This is a genomic window from Corynebacterium sp. SCR221107 (assembly GCF_027886475.1).
GTDB lineage: Bacteria > Actinomycetota > Actinomycetes > Mycobacteriales > Mycobacteriaceae > Corynebacterium.
The window spans coordinates 344730-370644 of sequence record NZ_CP115670.1; the positions used below are offsets into that span (position 1 = coordinate 344730).

Sequence of the window (25915 nt, forward strand, 5' to 3'; positions counted from 1 at the left end):
GCGAGAGCTTGTCGATCGGACGAAAAAGATAAGGCTAACCTAAACCGCAGCTCATCGCCGGAATCTAATGGGTGTGAGGTAGATCACTGCACCCTGCGCTAAGTGGTTTGCCGGGCAAATTTCCTAATAAAGTAAAGCCGACACTGGAGGTGCCATGACTGTAAATAACATCGACCGTGACGCCATCGCTCACGGCAAAATCACTGAAAAGCCGCTACGCGAGCGGCCAAAGTACCCAACCTGGGCCCTGAAGCTGACAATGGCCGTCACCGGCCTTATCTTTGCGCTCTTCGTGGTCTTCCACATGGTTGGTAACCTGAAGATTTTCCTTCCTTTCTACGAGGATGGAACCGCCCCTATCGATTCCTATGCTGAGTGGCTGCAGAAAGACATTCTGTACCCGCTCGTTCCACACGGCTGGTTCATCTGGATCTTCCGTATCGTCCTGCTGGCATGTATTGTCCTGCACATTTACGGCGCATTCGCGTTGACCGGACGTTCCCACCAGTCCCGTGGTAAGTTCCGCCGCACCAACCTGATTGGCGGCATGAACTCCTTCACCACGAAGACCATGCTGGTTACCGGTATTGTCTTGCTGGCTTTCATCATCTTCCACATCCTGGATCTGACCATGGGTGTGGCACCGGCCGCATCGGACTCCTTCGTCCACGGCGAGGTGTACGCCAACATGATCGCAAGCTTCAGCCGCTGGCCGGTCACCATCTTCTACGTGATCGCAATGCTGGTGCTGTTCCTGCACCTGTCTCACGGTATCTGGCTGGCTTGCTCTGACCTGGGTATTACCGGTAAGCGCTGGCGCGCATTCCTGCTCGGATGTGCCTACGTTATCCCGGCCCTCGTCATGATCGGCAACATTTCGATTCCGCTCTCCATCGCCTTTGGCTGGATTGGTTAAGAGTCGATAGGACGAAAAGGTAAACATTTAATGAGCACTCACTCTCAAACCGTTACTCGCCCTGAGTTCAACCACCCAGCATCCATCGTCCCGGGCGTTGTTCCTGGAACCGTGCTGGAGTCCAATGAGCCTCATGGCGTCCCAATGAAGGACATGTGGGAGTACCAGAAGGACCACATGAACCTGGTCTCCCCGCTGAACCGTCGCAAGTTCAAGGTGCTGGTCGTAGGTACCGGCCTTTCCGGTGGCGCTGCCGCTGCAGCCCTCGGCGAGCTTGGCTACAACGTCAAGGTCTTCACCTACCACGATGCTCCGCGCCGTGCGCACTCCATCGCCGCACAGGGTGGCGTTAACTCCGCTCGTGGCAAGAAGGTCGACAACGACGGCGCATACCGCCACGTCAAGGACACCGTCAAGGGCGGCGACTACCGCTGCCGTGAATCCGACTGCTGGCGCTTGGCTTATGAGTCCGTCCGCGTGATCGACCACATGAACGCCATCGGCGCTCCATTCGCACGTGAGTACGGCGGCGCCTTGGCTACCCGTTCCTTCGGTGGTGTGCAGGTCTCCCGTACCTACTACACCCGTGGCCAGACGGGTCAGCAGCTTCAGCTGTCCACCGCTTCCTCGCTGCAGCGCCAGATTCACCTGGGTGCTGTCGAGATCTTCACTCACAACGAGATGGTTGATCTCATCGTCACCGAGAAGAACGGCGAGAAGCGCTGCGAGGGCCTGATCATGCGTAACCTGATCACCGGTGAGCTGACCGCTCACACCGGTCACGCGGTGATCCTGGCTACCGGTGGTTACGGCAACGTCTACCACATGTCCACTCTGGCAAAGAACTCCAACGCCTCCGCCGTGATGCGTGCATACGAGCAGGGTGCATACTTTGCCTCCCCGTCGTTCATCCAGTTCCACCCGACCGGCCTGCCGGTTAACGCTGAGTGGCAGTCCAAGACCATTCTGATGTCTGAGTCGCTGCGTAACGACGGACGCATCTGGTCCCCGATCGTGCCTAACGACGACCGCGACCCGAACACCATTCCGGAGGAGGAGCGCGACTACTTCCTCGAGCGTCGTTACCCTGCCTTCGGTAACCTCGTTCCTCGCGACGTTGCATCCCGCGCCATCTCCCAGCAGATCAACAAGGGTCTGGGTGTTGGACCGCTGCACAACGCCGCATACCTGGACTTCCGCGACGCAATCCAGCGCCTCGGCGAGGCCACCATTCGTGAGCGTTACTCCAACCTCTTCCAGATGTACGAAGAGGCTATCGGTGAGGATCCCTACAAGGCTCCGATGCGTATTGCTCCGACCTGCCACTTCACCATGGGTGGTCTGTGGACCGACTTTAACGAGATGACCTCCATCCCAGGTCTGTTCGCTGCCGGCGAGTGCTCTTGGACCTACCACGGCGCGAACCGTCTGGGCGCTAACTCCCTGCTGTCCGCATCCGTTGATGGCTGGTTCACCCTGCCGTTCACCATCCCGAACTACCTGGCAAACCACCTCGGTGAGGATGCACTGCCGGCAGATGCTCCTGAGGCAAAGGCCGCTCTGGCTCGCGCGCAGGCACGCATCGACAAGTTGATGAACATCAAGGGCGACAACCCGCACGGCCCGGAGTACTACCACCGCCAGCTCGGCGAGATCCTGTACTTCTCCTGCGGTGTTGCTCGCAACATCGAGGACCTCAAGACCGGTATCGAGAAGATCCGCGCCCTGCGCAAGGACTTCTGGGCAAACCTGCGCATCACCGGTACCAAGGACGAGATGAACCAGGTGCTCGAATACGCCAACCGCGTTGCTGACTACATCGACTTGGGCGAGCTCATGTGCGTCGATGCTCTCGACCGCGACGAGTCTTGTGGTGCTCACTTCCGCGATGACCACCTCTCCGAGGACGGCGAGGCCGAGCGTGACGATGACAACTGGTGCTTCGTCTCCGCTTGGGAGCCAGGCAAGGCTGAGGGTGAGTTCATCCGCCACGCCGAGCCGCTCGTGTTCGATTCGATCCCGCTGATGACAAGGAATTACAAGTAATGAAACTGCATCTTGAAATCTGGCGTCAGGCCGGGCCGACTACCGAGGGCCACTTCGAGTCGATCACCGTCGAGGACGCCGTCGCTCAGATGTCCATCCTCGAACTGCTGGACCACGTCAACACGGGTCTGATCGAGGAGGGCAAGGAGCCTTTCGCATTCGCTTCCGACTGCCGCGAGGGCATCTGTGGTACCTGCGGCCTCATGGTCAACGGTCGCCCACACGGCCTCGAGCAGAACAAGCCTGCCTGCCAGCAGCGCCTGCTCAACGTGGCTGACGGCTCCACCTTAAAGATCGAGCCGCTGCGCTCGGCTGCTTTCCCGGTCATCAAGGACATGGTCGTTGACCGCTCCGCGCTGGACCGCGTGATGCAGCAGGGTGGCTACGTCTCCCTCAATGCCGGTACCGCACCGGACGCCGACACCTTGCACATGAACCACCAGACCGCCGAGCTCGCCCTCGACCACGCCGCCTGCATCGGCTGTGGCGCCTGCGTGGCTGCCTGCCCGAACGGTGCAGCGCACCTGTTCACCGGTGCCAAGCTGGTTCACCTGTCCCTCATGCCGCTGGGCAAGGAGGAGCGTGGACGTCGCGCCCGCAAGATGGTCGACGAGCTGGAGACCAACTTCGGTCACTGCTCGCTCTACGGCGAGTGCGCTGATGTCTGCCCGGCCGGCATTCCGCTGACCGCTGTTGCCGCGATCAACAAGGAGCGCGCGCGGGCATTCTTCTCCGCTAAGGATCACTAAAAAAGGCTGATGATCGGGATTGTGTAGCCCGATCATTGCGCTAGACTATCAAGAAGTCTTAGTGACCATTTGTGGAAGTAGCATTCCCCACGACACTTTCTAAGAAAGGTACGTCAAGTCTCATGTCTAAGAGCACCGTGAGCACCACCGCGGGTTACCCCGTCTTCACCAACCGTCCTCACTACATCGACGGCTACGATCCCAGCAGCCTGTGGGCGCCGCATTCTTCCTTGCAGCGCACCTCGACGTGGCTCGGCATGGGCATGATCCTGGCTTCGCTGGCTGGTTTCGGTACCCTGATCTTCGGTATCGCAGCAGGTGGCGTTGGTTCTCAGGAGAACTGGTCGCTGTACGCAACCATCGGTGCTGTGTTCGCGGTTGCCCTCCTGATTGGCGGCTTCGGTATGGTCCACTCAGGTCGTTCCGCATACCGCCAGTACCGCGCTGAGACTGGTCGCGTTAACTAAGGTCTTGAGACACCTCCACACGCGGGGGCTTCGCACATACAATGTGTGAGGCCCCCGCTTTCATAATGAAAAATGAGCCTCTAGGAGGAGACATGCGAAATGATTCACGCTTGCGGATAGTGCTGATCACGCTGTCGACGTTGATCACGCTCTTGGTGGCGTTGCGCTTCTGGAATCTCGCCTGGGTGCTGGGATTTTAGCCTTCGTTTGTGAGGCAATCGCCGGAGGTGTGGAACTTAACTGTACTTTAGGCGTTGAATACATAGTTCACGTCTTTCCGAAAAGCAAAGGATGTATGGGGTGTCTACGCTAGCTGTGCCTGGTCCAAGCCCTGAGGTGGAGGCGCAGCGGCGGCAAGCACTGCGCGTCCATAAAACGATCGCTACGGGCCTGCTCATCGTTGCGGCTATTATCTTCCTCGTGTGCCGTTGGTATGAGTCCACCGGCAACGCTGGTGCTTGGGTCGGTTTCGTGCGTGCGGCAGCGGAGGCAGGCATGGTCGGCGGCCTCGCGGACTGGTTCGCCGTCACGGCGCTGTTTCGCTACCCGATGGGGCTTAAGATTCCGCACACCGCCATCATCCGCCGCAAGAAGGATCAGGTCGGGGAGGCCTTGAGTGGCTTCGTTGGCGAGAACTTCCTCAACGCCGAGTTGATCACGGAGAAGGTTTCTAAGGCCAAGGTGCCCGAGCGCATCGGCGAGTGGATGGTGGTGGAGGACAACGCCAAGAAGGTGTCCCGAGAGGCGGGCAAGTTAGTGGCCAACGCAACCCGGGCATTGGATCCGCGCGACGCGGAGGCGGTGATTCGCACGGCGATGATCGACAAACTCGCCGAGCCCGCGTGGGGTCCGCCCTTGGGGCGCACCCTCGACCAGTTGATTGCGGAGGGGCAAGCCGAGCCCATCGTGGAGCAGCTCATCCAATGGCTTAACCGCAAGGCGATGGAATCGGAGGATCTCATCGTCCGGATCTTAGATGAGCGCGCGCCAACGTGGGCCCCGAAGTTCATCAACGAGCTTGTCGGCGACAAGGTCTATCGGGAGCTGGTGACGTGGACCGGCCAGGTGGCTGCGGATCGCAACCACGAGGCCCGGCAGGCGGTGCGCCGGTTTATCTACCAATTCTCCCAAGACTTGCAATATGATCCGACGATGATCCAGCGCGTCGAGGACATCAAGCATGACGTGATGGGTTCCAAGCCGGTCCAAGATGCCGCGAAGACGGTGTGGTCGCAGGCAAGCGATGCCATCATCGAGTCGGCGGAGAACCCGGATTCTGTCCTGCGAAATAAGATAACTGAGCTGTGTTTGCAGTGGGGGCAGCGGATCCAGGAGGATCACGAGCTGCGGGAGGCGTTGGATAAGCGCATCACGGGCACTGCCGCCTTCTTGGCGGATAACTATGCTGGTGAGGTCACCTCGATTATTTCCGAGACCATCGAGCGCTGGGACGCCGATGAGGCCAGCGACAAGATTGAGCTGATGGTGGGCAAGGACCTGCAGTACATTCGCTTAAACGGCACGGTCGTCGGCGCGCTTGCCGGTCTTGCCATTTACACTGTTTCCTACGTGCTGTTTGGCTGATCAACGAAAGAAGAACATGACGATTTCGATTCTTGGCATCCTCCACTGGGCTATAACTATCGGCACCTTCGTGCTAGTTCTCTGTGGCCTGGCCGGTGCGGTGATGGCTGCCCTTACTCGCGATGATGCCTTTGAGGCAGCTGATCGCCAGAACAAGTGGATTTGGGTATCAATCCTTGCGCTATCCTCGCTGGTTTTGTACTTGAATTTCCCATTCCTTTCGTGGATCGGCATCGTGATCATCGGCCTGTACTGGTTTGATGTTCGCCCCCAGATCAAGGACATTCTCAGCGGCAATTACGGGTGGCACTAGTGCGCGACTTCTTGCTTATCGACGATCCCCTGGCCGATGCCGCCACCGTCGCTGCGGGGGTGGCGGCCGCCATCGAGCAAGACCACGGCATTTGTGTCGAGCCCTCTTTGCTCCATGCAATCAAGGACGAGGTGGCTGTGGCGACGTGGAGTGGTTATCCAACCGGAAAGCACCACACGCTGGTCAAGGCCGCGGAGGCGAGGCTCGCGGTGCAGTTTGGGGCGGAGTATGTCACCGTAGTACCCGACTTCGCGCTGGTAGGCACCAACGCCTACATGTCCGAGCTCATCGCCATTCGAGAGGCCGTGCCGCACCCGGCGAAGTTGGGGGTATTCCTCGATGAGCAGCATTGTGCCGAGACCATGCGCGATCAGGCCATCGCGCAGGCCGCGCGCTGCGGCTTCGATTACCTGGTGGGCACCAGCCATCATGCGCTGCCCACAATGAAGCTCATTGATTCCACGGCGAAGGATGAGCGTCCCTAGCCGTTGCCGCTGGGAACTGTGCATTCCTTTATGGCATTCCTTTATGTTCTTTGTTCAAGAAGTTCGTTGTGATCACGGCACAGCAAAACCCACCCTGTATGGTGCGCCTTTCGGAAGCGAACACAGGGTGGGTTTTAGTGTGTGCCGGTGACGTCCTAGAGCTGGCTCAGGGGGACGTTGGTGCCGGTGATGTGCAGCCTTAGGCCGCCGTCGGCAACCTCCACGGACTCAAGGCTGAGCCCATCGCCGAAGCTTTGCACGTTCTGGGAAAAGGCGTCGGTGATGGCGTTTGCGATCTCCTCCGGCAGGGACATCCCGAACGCGGCAGCTTCCGTGGCGGTAAAACCAAGCCCGCCGTTGGTGACCTCGGGGCGTAGCTTGAGGCTCATCGCGCCCTGGGTCAGCTCCACGTCCATGGTGCCGTCGCTAGGGTTGGACTTAATCGCCGTAACCGTAATCAGTTGGGTGAGGAACTGGCTGGCCAGCTCCTCGATGCTATCGCCGGTTGCCTGCTGGGGCGTCATGTTGGACTGGATGGACGCCAGCAGGTATTCGTCGGAAAGCAGGGTCGTCATCTCGAGGGAACCTGCCGTGGGGTTCGTCTCGGTAAGGGCGAAGTCCTTGAGCACCAGGTGCAGCTCGGGTTGGCCGTCGATGGTCGGCGGCTGGCCGGAGCCGTTGCTGGTGATTGTTACCGTGGAGGGCGAATCCACTGTCAGGTTCGGGATTCTTTGCTGCGGGAGGCTAAAGATCAGCGGCGAGGCGCCGAAGGAGACCTTTGCCTTTTCCCCAGTGGTGGAGGAGGAAAGATCCTCGGCGATCTGGTTGCCGATGAACCAGCGCAGGCCGAACTCGGCGATCAGGCCTAAGACGAGGATGACCGCGACGATACTAAGCAGTATTTTCGAGACTTTTGAATTTCGCATCCCCTCCATACTAGGCACAATCCGGGCCGACGACACCCCAGGGGAGGGTGATCTGATTGTCGCGCACCGGGCGTCGGATCGGGGTAAAGGGCAGCCCTTCGTTGGCAAGCAAGGCGCGCGCCTCGCGCCAGCGCACGCGTGGGCCGTAGGTGGCAAAAGGGGCGGCGCGCAGCCAGGCATCGTCCAAGAGGCGCAACACGTCGTAGATGGGCTCGCCGGGGACGTTGCGGTGGATGAGGATCTTCGGCAGTCGTTCGGCGATGTCGCTAGGGCGCTCCACATCGAAGGGGTCCCAGGCAAGGGTAAGGGTCTGGGGGCCGCGGGCGTCGATAAGCAACCACGAACTGCGGCGGCCGAGCTCATCGCAGGTGCCCTCCACGAAGAAACCACCGGGGGCGAGCCGCTCGCGCACCATCGCCCAGGCATCGTCTACCTGGTCGACGTCGTATTGGCGCAGCACATTGAAGGCGCGCACGAGGGTAGGCCGATAGCCTGCCAGCTCGAAGCCGCCGAGTGCGAAGGTGACGCCGTCGCGAGGCGGTAGGACGCGCTCCGGGTCGATCTCGAGGCCGGTGACGGCGATGTCGGGGCGGATCTGGCGCAGCCAGCGCGCCCATTCGACGGTGGTGGTAAAGCTGGCACCGTAGCCAACATCGAGCGCAAGCGGGGTGTCGGCTTGCCAAAGCGCGCGTGTGATCTCGGGATGATAGCGCATCCAGCGGTCGGCGCGGCGCAGACGATTAAAGCCGGTGGTGCCACGGGTAATGACACCAACCGGCTTCCGGCCCGAGCCCTTCCTGAAACTAGCGCGCAGGTTGTGGGCGTGATCGGCCATTTTTAAAGGTTGTCAGAAATCCAAGCGGCAGTCAGGTGGCCCTCGTTGGTAAACAGCTCGCCGAGGGCCTCGCCGACCTTCGGCTCGATGGCCGGGCCCATGAACGGGATGTTCACGGAGATCTCGTTGGAGTAGGAAACGGTGGTGGTCTCGCCTTCGCCGGTGAACACCACGGTGCCCTTGAAGTCCACGGGGGTGCCCTTGACGTCGGCGGTGTAGTTGCCGGAGAAGGTGTTAGCGGCCAAGGCGCCGACGGTATAGACGCGCTTGACCTTCAGTGCCTGGGAGATCATGGCGCGCACGGCCTCGGGGAGGATCTCGAGCGGAAGCACTTCAAAGAGGGTGGCCACGGCGCCGCCGTCGGCCTCGGTGAACTCGTTGAGGGAGCCCGGCTCGGGGCTTAGGTTTTCGGCGATGTGCGCCCAGTAACCCGCGTTGGTCAGCGCCGCGTGAACCTTGTCCACAGGCTGGTTGATAACGACGGTGTTCTCGCTACGTGAAGTCATGTGTAACAGACTACCTTTAAAAGGGTGTCTGAAAAATCTAATGTCCCCTTTGCCCAGCTCGAGGCGATCGACGGTGTGCGCATCGCGCAGGTGCCGTTTAAGGAATTGACCACCCTGCACGTCGGAGGCACCCCGTTGGCCACCGTTTTTTGCACCTCGCGGCAGTCCGTGTGTGAGGTTGTTTCCTTGCTTGACGACGCCAAGGTGCCGCTGCTCATCGTCGGTGGCGGATCCAACCTGCTCGTGGCCGACGGATCGTTGCCGCTGGTGGCCGTGGTTCTGGACTTCGACGAGGTAGACATTCGGTTCCTCACCAATGGCACGCAGGCGACGGTGGTAGCAGAAGCCGGCGCGGTGTGGGACGAGGTGGTAGAGATCTCGGTGCAGGCCGGACTCGGCGGGATCGAGTGCCTGTCCGGTATCCCCGGTTCCGCCGGGGCGACCCCCGTGCAAAACGTGGGCGCCTACGGGGCAGAGATCGCAGACGTGCTCACCCGCGTGGAGCTTTTCGACCGCAGAACGAAAAAGCGCGAGTGGGTGGACGCTTCCTCACTGGAGATGGCGTATCGCTATTCCAACCTCAAGTTCACCGGGCGCGCTGTGGTTCTAGCCGTCGAACTTCAGCTGGAGACCTCGGGGCTGAGCGCCCCGCTGCGCTTCGGGGAGCTCGCCCGCGTGCTCGGCGCGGAGGGTGGTCAACGCATGCCCGTGGCGACGGTGCGCGAGGCCGTTGTGGGGCTGCGCCGCGGCAAGGGCATGGTCTACGACGAGGCCGACCACGATACATGGTCTGCCGGTTCTTTCTTTACCAACCCCATTCTGGAGCAGGCGCAGGCTGAAAAGGTGCGGCAGTTCGACGAGACCATGCCGTACTTCGAGCTCGGGGACGGCACGGTCAAGCTGTCTGCGGCCTGGCTCATTGACCACGCCGGATTCAAGAAGGGCTACCCAGGCCACGGCGCTGCGATGTTGTCGACGAAGCACACCCTGGCATTGACCAACCGCGGTGCGGCGACCGCGGCAGACATCAAGGCCTTGGCCGAGGATATTCAGCGCGGGGTGGAGCAGGCCTTCGGCGTCCACCTTGAGCCGGAGCCGGTCTGGGTGTTCTAGGGGCAGTCCATGCCGCGGGACTCGCTGAGCAGCTCGTACCACTGCTCGCGGCTCAGCCGTGGCGCCTGCATCGCCTGGGCGAGCGCGTCGATGTGGGCAGGGTTGGTGGTACCGACCACGGGCACGATGCCTTGGCAGGTCAGCCACCACAGGGCGATGACAGCCGGGGTGGTGCCGTGGATGGCGGCGATGTCGCTTAGCTTGCGGGAATCCGCGAGCGCCCCTCCCGCCAAAGGCGACCAGGCCTGGACCTGAATGCCGTGGTCATGGCAGTATTCCACGGTGCCCGGTGTGTAGTGGGAGCCCGGGCGGGATTCGAAGGCCACGTTCATGGCGGCCTCGACGAAACCGCGGGCGCGCAGGCTCAGCTCGAGCTGGTTGACCACGGGGTAGGAGCCGACGTGGTCGGCAAGCCGCTCAATCTGCCAGGCGGAGAAGTTGGACACACCCCAATCGCCGATGGTTCCGGCGTCGAGGGCGGCTTTGATGGCAAAGCCGGTATCGCGGACATCCATGAGCGGATCCGCGCGGTGCAGGAGCATGATCTCCGGCGCGCGGCCAAGCTTGTCAGCGCTTTTCTCAATGGCCTCGCGGACATAATCGCCGGAGGAGTTGTAGCGGGTGTGCGCGTGCTGCTCGTCGGGAAGCAGGATGGAGCACTTGGTCTGCACCTTGAAGTGCTGCGCCAAGTCCTCATCGCGCGAAAAGACCTCACCGATCACGGCCTCGGAGGCCCCGCGCCGATAGATATCGGCGGTATCGATGAGGTCTATCCCTAGGGACTGGGCATGTGCGAGCGCGACGTGGGCGGTGTCAATATCGTCCTTGACATAGGAGGGCGTATCCCACGATCCGCCCAGCCCCATTGTTCCCAAAACGAGATGCTTCGATGTTGGCTTCATGACCCCAAGTCTAGGAGCCTTCGGCGCAAATGTCCGTGGGTAGAAAGAACAACAAGAAAGACGTCAGTAGGCAGACTGCGAGGACTCATAAGATATTCCAGCCACGCGCAGTCACTGCAGAAGACGGTCCAGAAGACGCAGCAGACGTGGGGGTTACTTGCCCAGCTTCTCCAAAAGCTCCGCCTGAACGTCGCGGCGACGGATCTTGCCCATCTGGTCGCGCGGTAGCTCCTCGAAGTGGTAGAAGGTGCGCGGCACCTTGTAACGGGTCAGCCGCTCGCGGCAGAAGTTCTTCAGGCCCTCGGGGTCGAGCGCGGCTCCCTCGCTCATCGTGATGGCGGCGACCACCGACTCGGATCCGTCGGCACGCGGGATGCCCACCACGGCGCAGTCCACGATGTCTGGGTGGGAGTGCAGCGCCTCCTCGACCTCGGCGGGGTAGACGTTGAAGCCACCGGTGATGATGACCTCCTTGATGCGGGCGACCAGGCGCAGAAAGCCGTCTTCTTCCATGATGCCGACGTCGCCAGTGCGGTACCAGCCGTTGTGGAAGCTGGCCTCGGTGGCCTCGGGCTGGTTGAGGTAGCCCTTGAAGATCTGCGGGCCACGCACCAAGACCTCGCCCTCGACGCCGTCGGGCTGGGTCTCGTCGAGGTTGTCCGGATTGGCAATACGCACCTCGGTGTCGGGGAAAGGGATACCCACGTAGCCTGGGCGGCGGCTGGTGGTCATGGGGTTGCCCACGATGATCGGCGAGCACTCCGTGAGCCCGTAGCCTTCCACCAAGAGGCCACCGGTGAGCTTTTCCCAATCCTCGACCGTGGAAACCGGCAGGGTAGAGGCACCCGAGAAGGAGTTGCGGATGCCCGAGATTGAAATGCCCTTCTCCTTGGCCGACTCGACAATGCGCTGGTAAAGGGTGGGGACGCCGGGAACCCAGGTGGGGGTGTTCTTCTTCATGATCTGCATGATCAGCGGGATCTGTGGTGCTGGCAACAGCATGATCTCACCGCCGACGTAGAAGGAGAGATTCATGACGATGGTCAGGCCGTATGCGTGGAAGAACGGCAGCGCGCCCAACAGGCGCTCGGGCTGATCGCCGAGGCCTGGCACCCACGCCTTGCCCTGGAGGAGGTTGGCCACCAGGCCGCCGTGGGTAAGCTGGGCTCCCTTCGGGGTGCCGGTGGTGCCAGAGGTATACAGGATAACCGCCACGGTTTCCTTGTTGACGGTGGGCTCAGAGACTACGTCATCGCCGATGCCGCCGAGGGCGGAACCTACCAGCACGTCCCACGGGATGGTGTTCGGGGCGGACTCCGACAGCTGCTCGCGCTTCTTCTTGATCATCGGCAGCGGAAGGCTCAGCGCCAGGCGCTGCACGGTCGGCATGGCGGAGATCATGTTGACGCTGACGATGGTCTCCAGCGGGGTGGTGCGGCGCAACTTCTCCAGAGTGGAGCAGGCCTTGTCCCATACGATGGCAACGCGCGCCGCGTGATCTTTAAAAGGATGCTCGAGCTCGGCCGCGGTATACAGCGGGTTGTGCTCGACCACGATCGCACCCAGCTTGAGGACGGCCCAATAGGCGATGACGTGTTGCGGGCAGTTAGGCAAGACGATGGCGACGCGATCGCCGGGGCGCACGCCCAGCGCGCGCAGACCAGCGGCGGCCGAACGGACCTGCTTGTCGAGCTCGCTGTAGGTCATCTGGCGGCCGAAGAAGTAGGTGGCATGCTCGTTGGCGTGCAGCGCCAAAGTGTTGTCATAAATGTCGAGCAAGGTGGTGGTGCCGTAATCCAAGGTATGCGGCGTCCACTCGGCGTAATGCTGAAGCCAGACCTTTGTTTCGAAAGCTGACACGTAACTTCCCTTCACATGTCGAGCGCGTACCTTACGCCCTCGTAGGTTTTTCCACCCACCATAGCACCAAAAGATGGTCAGCCCTTGAAGATGCGTACTTCCCTTATGCCTGCAATCGTTAGCGGGCGGTGGGGGAAAACGTGGTGCCGGTTATGCGGGTGGCAGGGGAGAAAGTGATGCCGGTTATGCTGGATCCATGCGCGTTGCCATGATTTCGATGCACACCTCTCCCTTGTCCCAGCCCGGCCTCGGCGATGCCGGGGGGATGAACGTCTATGTTCTCAACACGGCGCGCCACCTGGCGCGTCAGGGGGTTGAGGTGGACGTTTTTACCCGGGCGACACGCCCCTCCCAGGGAGAGGTCGTTGCGGTGGAAAAGAATCTGCGCGTGGTCAACATCGAAGCCGGCCCTTTCGATGGCTTGTCCAAGGAGGAGCTGCCTACCCAATTAGCGGCTTTTGCACGCGGCATGGTGGCCTTCAATAAGAAGGAACATGGCGAGTACGACATCATCCACAGCCACTATTGGCTCTCGGGTCAGGTGGGATGGCTGCTGTCCGAGCTGTGGGAAATCCCGCTCATTCATACCGCGCACACCTTGGCCTCGGTGAAAAACCACCACCGCTCCGAGACGGATACTCCTGAGTCTGAGGCCCGGCGCATCTGCGAGCAGCAACTTGTCGACAATGCGAACGTGCTCGTGGTCAACACTGCGGAGGAGACCCGCGATCTGGTGCGTCACTACGATGCCGATGCCTCCAAGATCGCGGTGGTGGCCCCCGGTACGGACACCACCTTGTTTACCCCGGGCACTGCCCGTAATACCGAGATGTCCAGGCGCTGCCTCGGCATTCCGCTGCATGCGAAGGTGGTGGCCTTCGTCGGCAGACTCCAGCAATTCAAGGGGCCGCAGGTGCTTTTGGAGGCAGTGGCCGCGCTGTTGGCTCGCGACCCGGAGCGCAACCTGCGGGTGATCTTCTGTGGCGGCGCCTCAGGTTCTTCTGCCACCACGGACCAGTACCACGACATGGCTCGCAAGCTGGGAATCTCGCACCGGGTACGGTTCCTTGAGCCGCGTCCGCCGCAGGAGCTGGTGAGTATCTATCAAGCCGCCGACATCGTCGCGGTGCCTTCGTATAACGAGTCCTTCGGGCTTGTCGCCATTGAGGCGCAGGCCTCGGGGACCCCGGTTATCGCCGCCCGCGTAGGTGGTCTTCCCGTGGCTATCGCCGAAGGGGAGACCGGGTTGCTCGTCGACGGGCACGACCCTAACGACTGGGCCGACGCTCTCGCGCAGTTGCTGGACGACGATGACTCGCGCATCCGGATGGGTCAGGATGCCGTGGCACATGCATCCAACTTCAGTTGGGAAGCCACGGCGGCGAAACTCGCGGAGATCTATTCGGATGCGCTGACTGCCCAAGCGGAAGAGCGTTAAACGTCGGAAAGCAAAAAGCGGAAACGTACGGGCATGAGTGTAAACAATCCCACATTTTTCGTTTGAAGCCCGGTAACCGATGAAAGCTTGGCCAACTCATGGCAGACTTGAATGCATGACTACTGGAAAGCTGATTCTGCTCCGCCACGGACAGAGCGAATGGAATGAATCAAACCAGTTCACCGGCTGGGTGGACGTGAACCTGACCGCCAAGGGCGAGGCCGAGGCCAAGCGCGGCGGCGAGCTGCTCAAGGAGACCGGCAACCTGCCAGAGGTTGTTTACACCTCCTTGCTGCGTCGCGCCATCCGCACCGCCAACATCGCCCTTAACGCTGCCGATCGCCACTGGATCCCAGTCGTGCGCGACTGGCGCCTCAACGAGCGCCACTACGGCGCGCTGCAGGGCCTGAACAAGGCCGAGACCAAGGAGAAGTACGGCGACGAGCAGTTCATGGCATGGCGTCGCTCCTACGGCACCCCGCCACCAGAGCTCGATGACTCCTCCGAGTACTCCCAGGTCAACGATGTGCGCTACGCAAATCTCGAGCGTGTTCCGCGCACCGAGTGCCTGAAGGACGTCGTGGAGCGCTTCGTGCCTTACTTCGAGGCCGAGATTCTCCCGCGCGCCAAGCGTGGCGAGACCGTCCTGATCGCCGCCCACGGCAACTCGCTGCGCGCGCTGGTCAAGCACCTCGACAACATCTCCGACGATGACATCGCCGAGCTCAACATCCCTACCGGCATCCCGCTGGTCTACGAGCTGGATGAAAACGGCAAGGTCCTCAACCCAGGTGGCACCTACCTGGATCCGGAAGCTGCCGCTGCCGGCGCTGCCGCAGTTGCCGCGCAGGGAGCGAAGTAACCCACTACAGTATGTAGCTGGTGGAGATTTTCGCAGCGTTCTTGTTGGGCGTGGTCCTCATGGGCCTCGCCCTACCTGCGTTTCAGTGGCTTCGTACCCGCCTGCGCCGGTACCGTTCCGCGGCAACGCTGACTGAAAATCAAGTCACCACCGTCAGCCAAGTCCTGCACTTGACGGTCCAAGGCTCCCCCACGGGGGTAGCAGTGGTGGACCGCTCCGGCTCAGTCATCCTCACCAATGGCCGCGCGCACGACATGGGAATCGTCCACGAACGGGCTCTCGCAGAGGAAATTGTGCCCATCGTCGCGCAGGCTTTTGAGGATAAGGAAACCCACACGCTCGATTTTGCGGCCAGCAAACGCCGCCACGGCTCCCGAATTACCTCGGTGCGGGCCGTCATCAAACCACTCACGCTCGTGGATGACCGCTTCGTCATCATTTACTCCACGGACGAATCGGAAAACGTTCGCATGGAGTCCGCCCGTCGTGACTTCGTGGCCAACGTCTCCCATGAGTTGAAAACCCCCGTCGGCGGCATGGCACTTTTGGCGGAGGCCCTCATGGAGGGCGCCGATGACCCCGATCAGGTCATCTATTTCGGCGAGAAGCTTCAGCGCGAGGCGCACCGGCTTGCGGACATGATCAACGAACTCATCTCCCTGTCCAAGCTGCAGGGCGCTGAGGCCCTACCCGACATGGAGCTGGTCGCCGTCGACGACATCATCGACGAGGCCATCAAACGCAATAAGATCGCCGCTGAAAACGCCGACATCGAGCTCATGCGCGGTGCTCGCGCGGGCGTTGCCGTCATGGGGGATAAGAACCTCCTGGTCACCGCGGTGTCCAACCTGATTTCGAATGCGATCAACTACTCGCCCTCGGCGCAGCCAGTGACCGTGTCCACGAAGCAGTCGGACGGGGAAACAGTCCTGATTCGCGTGACCGACCGCGGTATCGGCATCGCGCCGGAGGATCAAAAGCGTGTCTTCGAGCGATTCTTCCGCGTGGACAAAGCCCGTTCGCGATCGACCGGCGGAACGGGTCTGGGGCTGGCTATTGTTAAGCACGTGGTAGCCAACCACGGCGGCACCATCAAGCTGTGGTCGCGGCCCGGCACCGGCTCCACCTTTACCCTTGAACTACCCATCCACCACGGTGAGCCCGAAGGGCAGATCCCGGTGGCGGACATCGAACCGGATATTTCACTTCGACCCCAAACGCTGCGCGTGGGGTCACGCAGAAAGGATAAGCAACTATGACGACCATCCTGCTCGTTGAGGACGAGGAGAGCTTGGCGGATCCATTGATGTTCCTCCTGCGTAAGGAGGGTTTCGACGTCATTCACGCCGCCGATGGTCCCAGTGCATTGGTGGAGTTCGACAAGAACAACATCGACATCGTCTTGCTTGACCTCATGCTGCCCGGCATGTCCGGAACGGACGTGTGCAAGCGCCTGCGCGCGGTAAGCTCGGTCCCCGTCATCATGGTCACCGCCCGCGACTCAGAGATCGACAAGGTGGTAGGCCTTGAGCTGGGCGCGGACGATTACGTGACCAAGCCCTACTCCTCCCGCGAACTCATCGCCCGCGTGCGCGCGGTGCTGCGCCGCGGTGGCGAGCAGGCCAACAACCTTGACGAGCCCGAGGATGAGCTGGTTCTCGTCGGCGGGCGGGTGCGCATGGACGTGGAACGCCATACCGTCACCGTCGACGGTAAGGAGGTGCAAATGCCGCTCAAGGAATTCGACCTGCTCGAATATCTCATGCGCAACACCGGCCGTGTGCTTACCCGCGGCCAGCTCATCGACCGCATCTGGGGTGCGGACTATGTAGGAGATACCAAGACCCTCGACGTGCATGTCAAGCGCCTGCGCTCCAAGATCGAGCTGGAGCCATCCAGCCCGAAGAACCTGGTTACCGTCCGCGGCCTGGGCTACAAGTTCGAGGCCTAGAACAGGGCTCGATGAAACAAGCCCTACTCGGGCAGCATGGGACCGGCGTTACTAGTGAGTGCTCTCTTGTCGCGCGGCGATGGTGGCGGGGTGAGTGAGCAGCACGTCATCGCCGACACCGAGCTGCCTGGCGCGTGCGCGTGACTCGCAGTGCTGGGCGATGATCGCATAGCCGGCGTCGCCGACCAGCGCGCGCAATTCGTGCTCGCAGCTTTGCCACAGTGGCGTGGTGCCTGCGTGGCAGCCGGGGGCGGTGGTGCAGTACCAATCGAAGTCCTCCCCGCCGCCACCCCAGCCGCGCCGCTGATATTCGGTGATGGTGGTGCGCAGGATTTCCACCCCGTCGCCGCGATCCTCATAGGCCTCGAGCCTGCGCAGGGGCAGCTGCCAGCAGACCTCGGGCTTGACCACGGTGAGGTCCTTGCCCTCTGCAAGCGCCCACTGATGGATGGCGCACCCTGCCCCGGTAGGCCAACCCGGGCGGTTGGCAAAGATGCAGGCCTGATTGACAACGACGGTCTTTAATGCCGGCTCTGGCTCGCCATCATCGTTATCTAATTCGTCCCAGACCAGCCAGGGTTCTAGCTCGGTGGGGTCTTGTGCAGCTAGGTACTCATCGGTTCCCGCCGGGCGTAGTTGCCAATACTTCGCGGGCATCTCGGCGACGGCATCATAGAGTTGGTCGCGGTCGGTCTCGTCGCTCAGAAAGGCGCCGTGGGTGCAGCAACCGACGGCCGGATTGGCGGAATCTATGCCCAAACAATGAGGCGTACCAAAAGCGCAGGAATAATGAGACTCAAGCCACGTTAAGTCAATGGTGAACTGATGTAACTCATCCTCAGGGTCGGTAAATTCTAGCCACTGCCTCGGGAAATCCGGGGGTAATTCCTTCCCGTTGCGGATCGAAGCCGCTGCTGGTGACGATTGCGGAAACCCTAAGTTAATGGGTGAGTGAGGGAGTTTTTTTGAATCGTAGTTCACACTTGGACACGCTACCGTCTAACCTAAATATGTGCGATTAGGTGTATTAGACGTGGGAAGTAACACGGTCCATCTGGTGGCGGTGGACGCCAAGCGTGGCGGACGCCCCACCCCGATGAGTGACTGGAAGACGACCCTCAAGTTGGTTGAGTTTCTCGATAGAGATGGCGCTATCGAGGATAAGGGCATTGCCAAGCTCACCGAGTCCGTTGCTGAGGCCCGTGATTTGGCCACCCAGCTCGGCTGCGATGAGCTCAAGCCCTTTGCCACCTCGGCCGTGCGTTCGGCAACGAACGGGCTCGAGGTCCTCGACCACGTGGAAAAGGAGACCGGCGTCCGGCTGGAGATCCTCTCCGGCGTGGACGAGGCACGTCTTACCTTCCTCGCTGTGCGTCGTTGGTACGGCTGGTCGGCCGGGCGCATCACCAACTTGGACATCGGCGGAGGCTCGCTGGAGCTTTCCACCGGCATGGATGAGGAGCCAGATGTGGCCTATTCCCTAGACCTGGGTGCTGGCCGCCTGACCCATAACTGGTTCGATACCGATCCCCCGGAGCGCAAGAAAATCAACCTCCTGCGCGACTACATCGACGCCGAGCTTGCGGAGCCTGCCCGCGGAATCCGCGCGCACGGCCCAGCCCGCCTGGCGGTGGGCACCTCGAAGACGTTCAGGTCGCTGGCGCGCCTTACCGGTGCCGCCCCAAGCTCGGAGGGGCCGTTTGTGACCCGCACCCTGACCGCGCCGGGTTTGCGTCAGCTCATCGCGTTCATTTCGCGCATGACGGCCTCGGACCGTGCGGAGTTGGAGGGCGTGTCTCAAAACCGTTCCCACCAGATTGTTGCCGGTGCGCTCGTTGCTGAGGCCTCGATGCGTGCGCTTGGTATTGAGCAACTACAGATTTGCCCATGGGCTCTGCGCGAGGGCGTCATCTTGCGTCGGCTTGAGCAGGGCGTCGACGATCCGCTCGGCGCTGTCGGCGAGAAGGAGAGTGAGTAAAGTGAGCGATCAGCAATTAACCGTTGCGGAACTTCTGGCACGCTCCGGCAAGGACAAGAAGACTTCGGGTCGCCGTCGTCGCCGCAGCCTTGAGGAAGGCGGCGTGTCCATTGCTGAGCTGACCGGAAACATTCCCAAGGTTGAGGCAACACCGGTTGCCGGCAAGCACAACACCGAGTCCATTGAGGGTGTTGATCGCGACCAAGCGGTGACTGTAACCGCTGGTGACAAGCAGGCCGGCACAAGCGAGCAGACGCCGCACGCAGCGGACGCTGTGGCCGTCGGCAAGCAAGAAGAACAAACGCCTGAGGCCGCAAAGTCCGCCGCCGACGACAAGACGCCTGCTGCAGAGAAACCCGCTGCAGACGAGCCTGAGGCTCCAAGGCCCGCAGCCGAGAAGTCTGCCCCAACCGACGCGGGACCGAAGTTCGGGGTGCCCAAGACCGCAAAGCTGGAGGCCGTCCCGGCGCCAGCCAAGCCGGTGGCGCAAGCAACGCCGGGAAAGGCTGCTGCCGACAAGAATGCGCCAGCCCAGCAAGCACCAACAGCCCAGGCGTCCAAGCCGGCACAGAAGCCAGCTCAGCCTCAGTCACAGCTCGGCCAGCCTTCTGTCGCCAATGACGAGACCGTGATCTTGTCTGTCGTCGACGAAAATGATCCGGTTCGCCTGACCACCGGCACGTTCCCGGCGGTCAAGGGCGGCAAGTCCTCCACCGAGGTCAATGTCTCCGAATTGGCAGCGTCGGCCGAGGTGGCAAAGCCAGCGCAACCTGAGCAACCGGCACCGAGCGTTGCGGCACCGAAGTCGGCACCGCGTACCCCGGAGCTCGCAGAGCCCGCCGAGCTATCTCCCGAGGTCGCCGCGGCTTTGACCCCTGCTGTGGACGAGGCGTCGGCGGGGGAGACCACCACCTTCAACGCGGTGCCTGCCGACGCGGACGCCGTGCCAACGACCGCGGATTCGGTGGAAGTCGCGGAGATTGAGGACGCTGATGGCGACGAAGACAACGTCCCGGTTTCCGTGGGCGCGATCATCCTGCAGGCGCTTGTGGGAGTGGCCCTCGGCGTTGTTGTGTTCGCCGGTTTCCAATTCCTGTGGGGCAACCTCGGCCGCGGCATCGTCGCCGTCCTGGCCGCCATCGTGGCTGTGCTGATCATCTTCGTCGTCAACAAGGTAAATTCCGCCCACGACCGCCTGCTTACCGTGCTGAGCGCACTGGTTGCCATCGTGCTTACCTTCGGCCCGCTGCTGACCGTCTAGCCCGCAACAGGCGATTCTTTCCAACCCCAGCCCAGCTGGCGCGTACACGCGCTACGGGCTGGGGTTTGGTGATGGGCAAGGGTTCCGGTTCGAAAACGCGGCCAATGCGTGGCAAGGTGTAATCATGAGTTCAATTGCAGTCATCGGCGGTGGCAAGATCGGCGAGGCCCTCGTGTCGGGCCTCATTGCCAACGGGGTCGACCCCAAAGACATCAACGTCACCAACCGCAACAGCGAGCGCGGGCATTATCTTAAAGAGACCTACGGTGTTGTCCCGTTTACTGACAACGTCTCCGCTGTCGACGAAGTCAGCGTGGTGTTTGTCTGCGTCAAGCCCAAGGACGTAGTCAAGGTCGTAGGGGAGATAGCCGAGGCGATTGACAACAACACCGCAACCACGGTGGTTTCTATGGCGGCCGGTATTTCCAATGCCGTCATCGAAGAGGTGCTGACCGCCGGTGCACCTGTGGTCCGGGTTATGCCGAACACTCCGATGCTCGTAGGCAAGGGCATGTCCGTTGTCGCCCCTGGGCGTTTCGTGGGGGAAGAACAGCTCAAGGAAGTCGTCGAGCTGCTGGAGGCCGTCGGCGCCGTCCGCGTGCTTACTGAGTCGGATATGGACGCTGTCACCGCTTTGTCTGGTTCCTCCCCGGCCTACATCTTCCTCATCGCCGAGACCATGATCGACGCGGGTGTTCACCTTGGGCTTCCCCGCGATGTGGCCAAAGACCTCGCCATCAACTCCATTTATGGTGCCGGCGCGATGATGCAAGAAACCGGCGAGGAGCCCTCGCAGCTGCGCGCCAATGTGTCCTCGCCCGCGGGGACCACGATCGCGGCCATCCGTGAACTTGAGGAGTCGGGGTTGCGCGGCGCGTTTTACCGTGCGACCAAGGCGTGTGCCGATCGTTCGGCTGAACTAGGCAAGTAATGCGCGGCTGATCATCGCTCATGCCCGGGCCGCCCTTCCAGTGATGAGGGGCGGCCCTTGTTGCGTTTAAGGGGCTCTTCCGGATTTGGAGTGCGTAGGGGCTTAGGGTGCGATTGTGGTAGGCACAATGGGAAGAGGTGGCGCAGTAGGCGAGGGCAGCGGGGCATCGGCGAAGCCTCGACAAATGACATCCTTGTCATTCGCGGTGAGGTTTTTGGATCGAAACTGAAGAAAAGTTCTGTGATTTATGGGGTAGTTTTTCAGCCGTGGGGCGTCGTTGAAGCGCTGAAAAAAATTGTCTTTACCTGTATCTATAAGAAAAGTGTGTGGTGCGGGTGGTGGTCACTGGAACAAATTTCTCGCACATAAGTCGCAACAGTCACACGATTCACGCTAGACTTTAGCAAGCACGTGCGTGTTCGTTCTGCGGGAGGGGAAGCCTGCAGCGCGCCACGGCTGAAGGGTTAGATGAATATGGCAAAAGAAGATAATGGAACCTTCTTGACGGTCGCCGAGGTCGCAGAGATCATGCGGGTCTCCAAGATGACCGTTTACCGCTTGGTCCACTCCGGTGAGCTTCCGGCGGTTCGCGTTGGGCGCAGTTTCCGCGTTCACGAGAAGGCAGTCAACGATTACTTGGACTCCTCTTATTACGAGGTTGGCTAAAGTTCGTTGGCGCTCCTTTTGTTTTTACAAGGCGGCAATATCCCCTTCTTTCCTTGATGGGAAGGAGGAGATATTGCCGTTTTCTTTTGTCTTAACCAAGGGGGCATTTTTGGTTGCTCACACCTCAGTAGGTAAGATATTCAGCATTCGTGTCAGCAGCATGCCCAACGTAACGGCGCGGTTCATCCCTTGCGGGTGTTCCATGTCGAGTTGAACGCGGGCGAATGTGCACTTCGGCTGTGTCATACAACCTTTTGACCGTTGGGCGGCTGACAGGGAAGTACGTACACCTACTGATAAAGCGAGGGAAACCGTTATGGGTTCTGTCATCAAGAAGCGCCGTAAGCGCATGTCCAAGAAGAAGCACCGCAAGCTTCTGCGTCGCACCCGCGTGCAGCGTCGTAAGCTCGGCAAGTAAGCCGGGCAGGCAGCACCACCTCTTAGATCAAGGATTGCTCTTTGGTCCACAGGGGTGGTGTTTTCTTTATGTCAGCGCTGGCGAACCCTTCGAGCCACAGGGGCAACAAGGCACCCTTGGTCTCGTTCGCCCTCAGCCCTACGGCTACTTCTTGTACAGCTTCCAGCCGCCGAAACTAAAAGCGGCGGTGGCCAATGCGGGAAGCCCGAAGGTGCGCACCGCCTTGCGGATGGATCGATAGTCGCGGATCTCCCAGCCGCGGGCTTTGGCCTCCTTGCGCAGCGGGACATCGGGGTTGATGGCAACGGCATTGCCCACCATCGACAGCATGGGCACGTCATTGATGGAATCTGAGTACGCGGTGCAGCGGGACAGGTCGAGGCGCTCGATGGTGGCCAGTGCGGCGACGGCGTGCTTTTTTCCGGGTCCGTGCAGGATATCGCCGACGAGGCGGCCGGTGAACTTGCCGTCCTTGACCTCGGCGACGGTACCGAGCGCGCCGGTGAATCCCAGCCGTTGCGCCAAAATCTGTGCCAGCTGGACCGGGGTAGCGCTGACGAGCCATACCTGGTGGCCGGCGGCGATGTGGGTATCGGCCAATTGCTTGGTGCCGGGCCAGAGCTTTTCGCTCATGTTGTTGTCGACGATCTCCTCACACAGGGCGATAAGCTCGTCGACGCTGCGTCCCTTGATGAACTCGAGGGCCTGCTGGCGGCCTTCGGCAACATCGCTGGCGTTCTCGGAGCCGGTGACGCGGAACTTGATTTGCTTCCAGATCACCGGGAGGATCTGCGACAGTGAGAAGTAGCGCTTCTTAGCAAGCCCAACGGCGAACACGATAAGGGAGGAGCCCTGGATGAGGGTGTTATCCACGTCAAAGAATGCGGCCACGCCCTCATCCTGAGGAATGGTGGGATCAGGTGTTGTCACATGGAGTCCGCCGGCGGATTCGATGGACCCGGTGACCGAATCGAGTCCCTTCGTGTAGTCGGAGAGTTCGAGGTCGAAAAGCTCGGCGACGGCGGCTGCTGCGGCGGCCTCACCCGCCTCGCGCTGGGTCTCATCGTCGATGGGCGGCAGGGCCAGTTCCTCGAGGAATCGGCGCAGATTCCCGCGCGTGCTCGACCAACTGGCTAAAAACTCCTGCGGGGTGTGGTGCCAGTATGGGTCGGGCTGCGTGACGCTCACGGTGGATTCCTTATTGCGGCCTGCTAGTGGTGGGATAACTCGCCTTTGGACGGTCGTTCCCTATGTTAATGCGCCGCCGGGAATCGTGCCTGAAAACCTCCCTTGTCCGAAGTAGTGCGCCATTGGCCTGGCGCAGCGCCCAGCGGTTGCCGCTGTTGTGATCGATCAAAGCGCGGTTTGTCGTTGACACGACGACATCGGGGAGAAAAGGTCGCACTGTAAGGCGGATGCACATACGGTTGCAAGCACGGATAAAAAAGGATGCGCCCGCTACTGGCATGACACCGGAATGGGAAAGAAAAAAGAGTGTTTGGGGTTATAGGGTTAAGGAATCCACGCGCGCGCCCTTTCGCGGGCGTGTGTGTCATGAGGGATTTACCCACATACTTGAGAAAAGGAGCGACATGGTGGATGACCACATCGGTGCCGGTGCGCCAACCGCCGCGGGCCACCTAGTGGAGTTGATGGTGCGGAAGACGTGTGGTTCCTGCAAGCGGGTTGCGGCCCAGATCGAACCGATCGTTGCGGCCGCAGGCGCGCGCCTTGTGCTTCACGACGTCGACAAGACTCCCGCGCTTGCGGCCGAATTCGGCGACCGGGTTCCCGTTGTCGTGGTCGATGGCGAGGAGTTCGCCTGCTGGGAAGTAGACGATGAGGAATTGGCCGCGGAGCTGGCACTGCCGGTAACTACCCCCTAAGAGGTGACCGGAGATACGCCCGGCGGTATCATAATCAACCTTATGGTTGATGGACATAAATCCCGGGTTATGCACTATTACTGCAGCCCGGGGGGTGTTCACAGCCGAGGTCTACTCCGAGGTGGCCGGGTGTGCGGGGGTACCCGCATCGCGGCAGTCCCCGGGATTCTACGGGGTTAAACCCCTGGCAGTTTCTCCCTACCCCCGCTGGGTGGATAGGGTGGAACGAGGACTTCGGCGACGTCGGCCAACGAGAGTCAAGGTATTTTATTCGTGAGTTTCATGCAGGCGTGGTGGAAGCCACGAGGACCTTTATGCGTTGAATCGACGTGGATGTTGATGGATGGACCGGCATCGACCAGGCGAGTAAGCGCTTGGTTGGTGATGGATTGAAAGCGGTGGTGTAAGTCGTGAGTGTGCTGGTTGTTGGAATGTCTCATCGTTCGGCACCGGTGGCGCTTCTGGAGCAGCTAAGCATGGATGACACCGTGCGCGATTCCACCGCACAGCAGTTGGTGGACAGCCCCTCGCTCACCGAAGCGATGATCGTGTCTACCTGTAACCGCCTCGAGGTCTACGCGATGACCTCCAGCTTCCACTCCGGCGTCAATGATGTCGTCGAGGTATTGCACGATATCTCGGGCGTGGACATGGAGACCCTGCGCGGCTACCTGTATGTCCGTTATGCCGACGCCGCCGCCGAGCACATGATGGTGGTGGTCTCCGGTATGGATTCGATGGTGGTCGGCGAGCAGCAGATCATCGGGCAGGTGCGCACCGCCTACCAGCACGCGATCGAGATCGGTACCGTGGGCCCGGCCCTGCACGGGCTGGTCCAGGCTTCCTTGCACACCGGCAAGCGCGTGCATACCGAGACCAATATCGATGACGCCGGCGCTTCGATGGTTTCCTTTGCCCTAGACGAGGCATTGACTCAGATGGGGCTGCCTACTGATATGGCGTCTTCCCCCCTCAAGGGCAAGGTTGCCTTGGTTCTCGGCGCTGGTGCGATGGCCTCGTTGGCGGCCACTCATCTGGGCAGACTGGGTGTTTCCACGTTGATCATTGCCAACCGCACCCGCGAGCGTGCCGAGCGTTTGGCCGATCACGCCCGCCAGGCCGGGGTCGATGCCGAGGTCGTGGACTTCGATGAGCGCGTGGCGACGTTGTCGCGGGTCGATATTGCGGTGTCGGCAACGGGCGCGAACACCTTTACCATCGAAGGCGCGGATGTTGCGGATGTGCCGGCAGGGCACGCGTTGATGCTCATCGATTTGTCCATGCCACGCGATATCGACGACGCGGCCGCGATGCGCCAGGAGGTTAGTTTGGTCAACATCGAGAAACTGCACGCGATTTCGCGCGAGGATTCCGGCTCCGATGGCGCCGCCCAGCGCATCGTCAACGAGGAGCTCGCCGCATATAGCTCCGCCCAGCGCGTGAAAGATGTTGCCCCGGCGGTGTCTGCTTTACGACGCCACGCTGCCGAACTCGTCGAGTCGGAGCTGGACCGCTTGAAATCCAAGGTGCCCGGCATCAGCGAAGAGGATTTCGGGGAGGTCCAGCGCACTGTACGCCGAGTGGTGGACAAGCTGTTGCACCAGCCGACGGTGCGCGTGAAGGAGCTGGCCGCCAACTCGGGGACCGTTTCCTATGATTCGGCCCTGCAGGAGTTGTTCGGCCTTAGCGAGGCCCTGCCGGAGCGTTCCGTCAAGGTCGACGTCGACGAGCTTCCCGATGCTGAAATCGTCGCCTTGGGGGTCACCGATGTTGAGCGTGCGACCGCGGCCCTGCGCAAGCACTAAGAACCACAATTTTTCCC

The 25915-nt window shown here is 61.1% G+C and carries 26 protein-coding genes; 19 read left to right on the forward strand and 7 right to left on the reverse strand.

Features of this window, described 5'->3' with window-relative positions; genetic code table 11:
- Positions 1–154: 154 nt before the first annotated feature.
- The 7 genes from PAB09_RS01670 (at position 155) to PAB09_RS01700 (ending at position 6560) form a co-directional block, all read left to right on the forward strand.
- On the forward strand, positions 155–916 hold the full coding sequence (locus PAB09_RS01670; protein WP_271034371.1) for a succinate dehydrogenase cytochrome b subunit: 762 nt from the start codon (positions 155–157) through the stop codon (positions 914–916).
- 30 nt (positions 917–946) lie between these two features.
- The gene (locus tag PAB09_RS01675) at positions 947–2962 is read left to right on the forward strand and encodes a fumarate reductase/succinate dehydrogenase flavoprotein subunit (RefSeq protein WP_271034372.1); all 2016 of its coding nucleotides are present in this window, start codon (positions 947–949) and stop codon (positions 2960–2962) included.
- Positions 2962–3711 carry a succinate dehydrogenase/fumarate reductase iron-sulfur subunit gene (locus PAB09_RS01680; RefSeq protein ID WP_271034373.1) on the forward strand — a complete coding sequence of 250 codons (750 nt, stop codon included), beginning with the start codon at positions 2962–2964 and terminating at the stop codon, positions 3709–3711. Before PAB09_RS01675 ends, PAB09_RS01680 begins: the two co-directional genes overlap by 1 nt.
- Before the next feature lie 122 nt (positions 3712–3833).
- Positions 3834–4178 carry a hypothetical protein gene (locus PAB09_RS01685; RefSeq protein WP_271034374.1) on the forward strand — a complete coding sequence of 115 codons (345 nt, stop codon included), beginning with the start codon at positions 3834–3836 and terminating at the stop codon, positions 4176–4178.
- Positions 4179–4469: 291 nt separating this feature from the next.
- Positions 4470–5762 carry a DUF445 domain-containing protein gene (locus PAB09_RS01690; RefSeq protein WP_442873685.1) on the forward strand — a complete coding sequence of 431 codons (1293 nt, stop codon included), beginning with the start codon at positions 4470–4472 and terminating at the stop codon, positions 5760–5762.
- A gap of 16 nt (positions 5763–5778) precedes the next feature.
- Positions 5779–6075, forward strand: a complete 297-nt coding sequence (locus PAB09_RS01695) for a DUF2516 family protein (protein ID WP_271034376.1) — start codon at positions 5779–5781, stop codon at positions 6073–6075.
- Positions 6075–6560: an aminotransferase gene (locus PAB09_RS01700; RefSeq protein ID WP_271034377.1), complete on the forward strand. Its 486-nt coding sequence runs from the start codon at positions 6075–6077 to the stop codon at positions 6558–6560. The genes PAB09_RS01695 and PAB09_RS01700 overlap by 1 nt, the downstream gene beginning before the upstream one ends.
- A gap of 155 nt (positions 6561–6715) precedes the next feature.
- On the opposite strand, the gene PAB09_RS01705 is transcribed toward PAB09_RS01700, so the two are convergent.
- Genes PAB09_RS01705 through PAB09_RS01715 form a run of 3 tightly spaced genes read right to left on the reverse strand, consistent with a single transcriptional unit; the run spans position 6716 to position 8827 of the window.
- Complete coding sequence (locus PAB09_RS01705) at positions 6716–7486, reverse strand: LmeA family phospholipid-binding protein (protein WP_271034378.1); 771 nt, start codon at positions 7484–7486, stop codon at positions 6716–6718.
- A gap of 10 nt (positions 7487–7496) precedes the next feature.
- Complete coding sequence (locus PAB09_RS01710) at positions 7497–8321, reverse strand: class I SAM-dependent methyltransferase (protein ID WP_271034379.1); 825 nt, start codon at positions 8319–8321, stop codon at positions 7497–7499.
- A gap of 2 nt (positions 8322–8323) precedes the next feature.
- Positions 8324–8827 carry a DUF2505 domain-containing protein gene (locus PAB09_RS01715; RefSeq protein WP_271034380.1) on the reverse strand — a complete coding sequence of 168 codons (504 nt, stop codon included), beginning with the start codon at positions 8825–8827 and terminating at the stop codon, positions 8324–8326.
- Between the two features lie 24 nt (positions 8828–8851).
- Here PAB09_RS01715 and PAB09_RS01720 point away from each other — a divergent pair, with 24 nt between their 5' ends.
- Entirely contained in the window at positions 8852–9940 is a 1089-nt protein-coding gene (locus tag PAB09_RS01720; RefSeq protein WP_442873686.1) for a UDP-N-acetylmuramate dehydrogenase, read from the forward strand.
- Here PAB09_RS01720 and PAB09_RS01725 read toward each other — a convergent pair.
- Both PAB09_RS01725 and PAB09_RS01730 read right to left on the reverse strand, forming a co-directional pair.
- Positions 9937–10842, reverse strand: coding sequence for an aldo/keto reductase (locus tag PAB09_RS01725; RefSeq protein ID WP_271034381.1), 906 nt, complete (start codon positions 10840–10842; stop codon positions 9937–9939). The genes PAB09_RS01720 and PAB09_RS01725 overlap by 4 nt on opposite strands.
- Positions 10843–10995: 153 nt before the next feature.
- On the reverse strand, positions 10996–12702 hold the full coding sequence (locus PAB09_RS01730; RefSeq protein WP_271034382.1) for a long-chain-fatty-acid--CoA ligase: 1707 nt from the start codon (positions 12700–12702) through the stop codon (positions 10996–10998).
- Positions 12703–12898: 196 nt separating this feature from the next.
- Here PAB09_RS01730 and mshA point away from each other — a divergent pair, with 196 nt between their 5' ends.
- From mshA to PAB09_RS01750, 4 genes are all read left to right on the forward strand, one after another.
- Complete coding sequence (gene mshA / locus PAB09_RS01735; protein ID WP_271034383.1) at positions 12899–14140, forward strand: D-inositol-3-phosphate glycosyltransferase; 1242 nt, start codon at positions 12899–12901, stop codon at positions 14138–14140.
- A gap of 115 nt (positions 14141–14255) precedes the next feature.
- Positions 14256–15002: a phosphoglyceromutase gene (locus PAB09_RS01740; RefSeq protein ID WP_271034384.1), complete on the forward strand. Its 747-nt coding sequence runs from the start codon at positions 14256–14258 to the stop codon at positions 15000–15002.
- Positions 15003–15022: 20 nt separating this feature from the next.
- The gene (locus PAB09_RS01745; RefSeq protein WP_271034385.1) at positions 15023–16261 is read left to right on the forward strand and encodes a sensor histidine kinase; all 1239 of its coding nucleotides are present in this window, start codon (positions 15023–15025) and stop codon (positions 16259–16261) included.
- On the forward strand, positions 16258–16953 hold the full coding sequence (locus tag PAB09_RS01750; protein WP_271034386.1) for a response regulator transcription factor: 696 nt from the start codon (positions 16258–16260) through the stop codon (positions 16951–16953). The genes PAB09_RS01745 and PAB09_RS01750 overlap by 4 nt, the downstream gene beginning before the upstream one ends.
- A gap of 51 nt (positions 16954–17004) precedes the next feature.
- Here the strand turns inward: PAB09_RS01750 and PAB09_RS01755 are convergent, their stop codons facing one another.
- Entirely contained in the window at positions 17005–17934 is a 930-nt protein-coding gene (locus PAB09_RS01755) for a hypothetical protein (RefSeq protein ID WP_271034387.1), read from the reverse strand.
- A gap of 31 nt (positions 17935–17965) precedes the next feature.
- On the opposite strand from PAB09_RS01755, the gene PAB09_RS01760 reads away from it, so the two are divergent.
- From PAB09_RS01760 to PAB09_RS01780, 5 genes are all read left to right on the forward strand, one after another.
- Complete coding sequence (locus PAB09_RS01760) at positions 17966–18931, forward strand: Ppx/GppA phosphatase family protein (RefSeq protein WP_271034388.1); 966 nt, start codon at positions 17966–17968, stop codon at positions 18929–18931.
- A 1-nt stretch (position 18932) separates the two neighbouring features.
- Positions 18933–20192 (forward strand): hypothetical protein, encoded by a 1260-nt coding sequence (locus tag PAB09_RS01765; RefSeq protein ID WP_271034389.1) that lies wholly within the window; start codon positions 18933–18935, stop codon positions 20190–20192.
- A gap of 124 nt (positions 20193–20316) precedes the next feature.
- Positions 20317–21123, forward strand: coding sequence for a pyrroline-5-carboxylate reductase (gene proC / locus PAB09_RS01770; protein ID WP_271034390.1), 807 nt, complete (start codon positions 20317–20319; stop codon positions 21121–21123).
- A gap of 474 nt (positions 21124–21597) precedes the next feature.
- Entirely contained in the window at positions 21598–21789 is a 192-nt protein-coding gene (locus tag PAB09_RS01775; protein WP_271034391.1) for a helix-turn-helix domain-containing protein, read from the forward strand.
- Between the two features lie 316 nt (positions 21790–22105).
- Positions 22106–22207, forward strand: a complete 102-nt coding sequence (locus PAB09_RS01780; RefSeq protein ID WP_003402602.1) for a 30S ribosomal protein bS22 — start codon at positions 22106–22108, stop codon at positions 22205–22207.
- Between the two features lie 144 nt (positions 22208–22351).
- Here the strand turns inward: PAB09_RS01780 and PAB09_RS01785 are convergent, their stop codons facing one another.
- Positions 22352–23395 carry an HAD-IB family hydrolase gene (locus tag PAB09_RS01785; RefSeq protein ID WP_271034392.1) on the reverse strand — a complete coding sequence of 348 codons (1044 nt, stop codon included), beginning with the start codon at positions 23393–23395 and terminating at the stop codon, positions 22352–22354.
- 404 nt (positions 23396–23799) lie between these two features.
- Between PAB09_RS01785 and PAB09_RS01790 the strand changes: the two genes are divergently transcribed.
- Together PAB09_RS01790 and PAB09_RS01795 are read left to right on the forward strand one after the other, a co-directional pair.
- Positions 23800–24093: a glutaredoxin family protein gene (locus PAB09_RS01790; protein ID WP_271034393.1), complete on the forward strand. Its 294-nt coding sequence runs from the start codon at positions 23800–23802 to the stop codon at positions 24091–24093.
- A 410-nt stretch (positions 24094–24503) separates the two neighbouring features.
- Positions 24504–25898 carry a glutamyl-tRNA reductase gene (locus PAB09_RS01795; RefSeq protein WP_271034394.1) on the forward strand — a complete coding sequence of 465 codons (1395 nt, stop codon included), beginning with the start codon at positions 24504–24506 and terminating at the stop codon, positions 25896–25898.
- The last annotated feature ends 17 nt before the right edge of the window (positions 25899–25915 follow it).

What these genes read in the sequence shown, in the direction of transcription:
- PAB09_RS01670 (WP_271034371.1), top strand. Translation starts at nt 155, where the DNA reads ATGACTGTAAATAACATCGACCGTGACGCCATCGCTCACGGCAAAATC.
- PAB09_RS01675 (WP_271034372.1), top strand. Translation starts at nt 947, where the DNA reads ATGAGCACTCACTCTCAAACCGTTACTCGCCCTGAGTTCAACCACCCA.
- PAB09_RS01680 (WP_271034373.1), top strand. Translation starts at nt 2,962, where the DNA reads ATGAAACTGCATCTTGAAATCTGGCGTCAGGCCGGGCCGACTACCGAG.
- PAB09_RS01685 (WP_271034374.1), top strand. Translation starts at nt 3,834, where the DNA reads ATGTCTAAGAGCACCGTGAGCACCACCGCGGGTTACCCCGTCTTCACC.
- PAB09_RS01690 (WP_442873685.1), top strand. Translation starts at nt 4,470, where the DNA reads ATGTATGGGGTGTCTACGCTAGCTGTGCCTGGTCCAAGCCCTGAGGTG.
- PAB09_RS01695 (WP_271034376.1), top strand. Translation starts at nt 5,779, where the DNA reads ATGACGATTTCGATTCTTGGCATCCTCCACTGGGCTATAACTATCGGC.
- PAB09_RS01705 (WP_271034378.1), bottom strand. Translation starts at nt 7,486, where the DNA reads ATGCGAAATTCAAAAGTCTCGAAAATACTGCTTAGTATCGTCGCGGTC.
- PAB09_RS01710 (WP_271034379.1), bottom strand. Translation starts at nt 8,321, where the DNA reads ATGGCCGATCACGCCCACAACCTGCGCGCTAGTTTCAGGAAGGGCTCG.
- PAB09_RS01715 (WP_271034380.1), bottom strand. Translation starts at nt 8,827, where the DNA reads ATGACTTCACGTAGCGAGAACACCGTCGTTATCAACCAGCCTGTGGAC.
- PAB09_RS01725 (WP_271034381.1), bottom strand. Translation starts at nt 10,842, where the DNA reads ATGAAGCCAACATCGAAGCATCTCGTTTTGGGAACAATGGGGCTGGGC.
- mshA (WP_271034383.1), top strand. Translation starts at nt 12,899, where the DNA reads ATGCGCGTTGCCATGATTTCGATGCACACCTCTCCCTTGTCCCAGCCC.
- PAB09_RS01740 (WP_271034384.1), top strand. Translation starts at nt 14,256, where the DNA reads ATGACTACTGGAAAGCTGATTCTGCTCCGCCACGGACAGAGCGAATGG.
- PAB09_RS01750 (WP_271034386.1), top strand. Translation starts at nt 16,258, where the DNA reads ATGACGACCATCCTGCTCGTTGAGGACGAGGAGAGCTTGGCGGATCCA.
- proC (WP_271034390.1), top strand. Translation starts at nt 20,317, where the DNA reads ATGAGTTCAATTGCAGTCATCGGCGGTGGCAAGATCGGCGAGGCCCTC.
- PAB09_RS01775 (WP_271034391.1), top strand. Translation starts at nt 21,598, where the DNA reads ATGGCAAAAGAAGATAATGGAACCTTCTTGACGGTCGCCGAGGTCGCA.
- PAB09_RS01780 (WP_003402602.1), top strand. Translation starts at nt 22,106, where the DNA reads ATGGGTTCTGTCATCAAGAAGCGCCGTAAGCGCATGTCCAAGAAGAAG.
- PAB09_RS01790 (WP_271034393.1), top strand. Translation starts at nt 23,800, where the DNA reads ATGGTGGATGACCACATCGGTGCCGGTGCGCCAACCGCCGCGGGCCAC.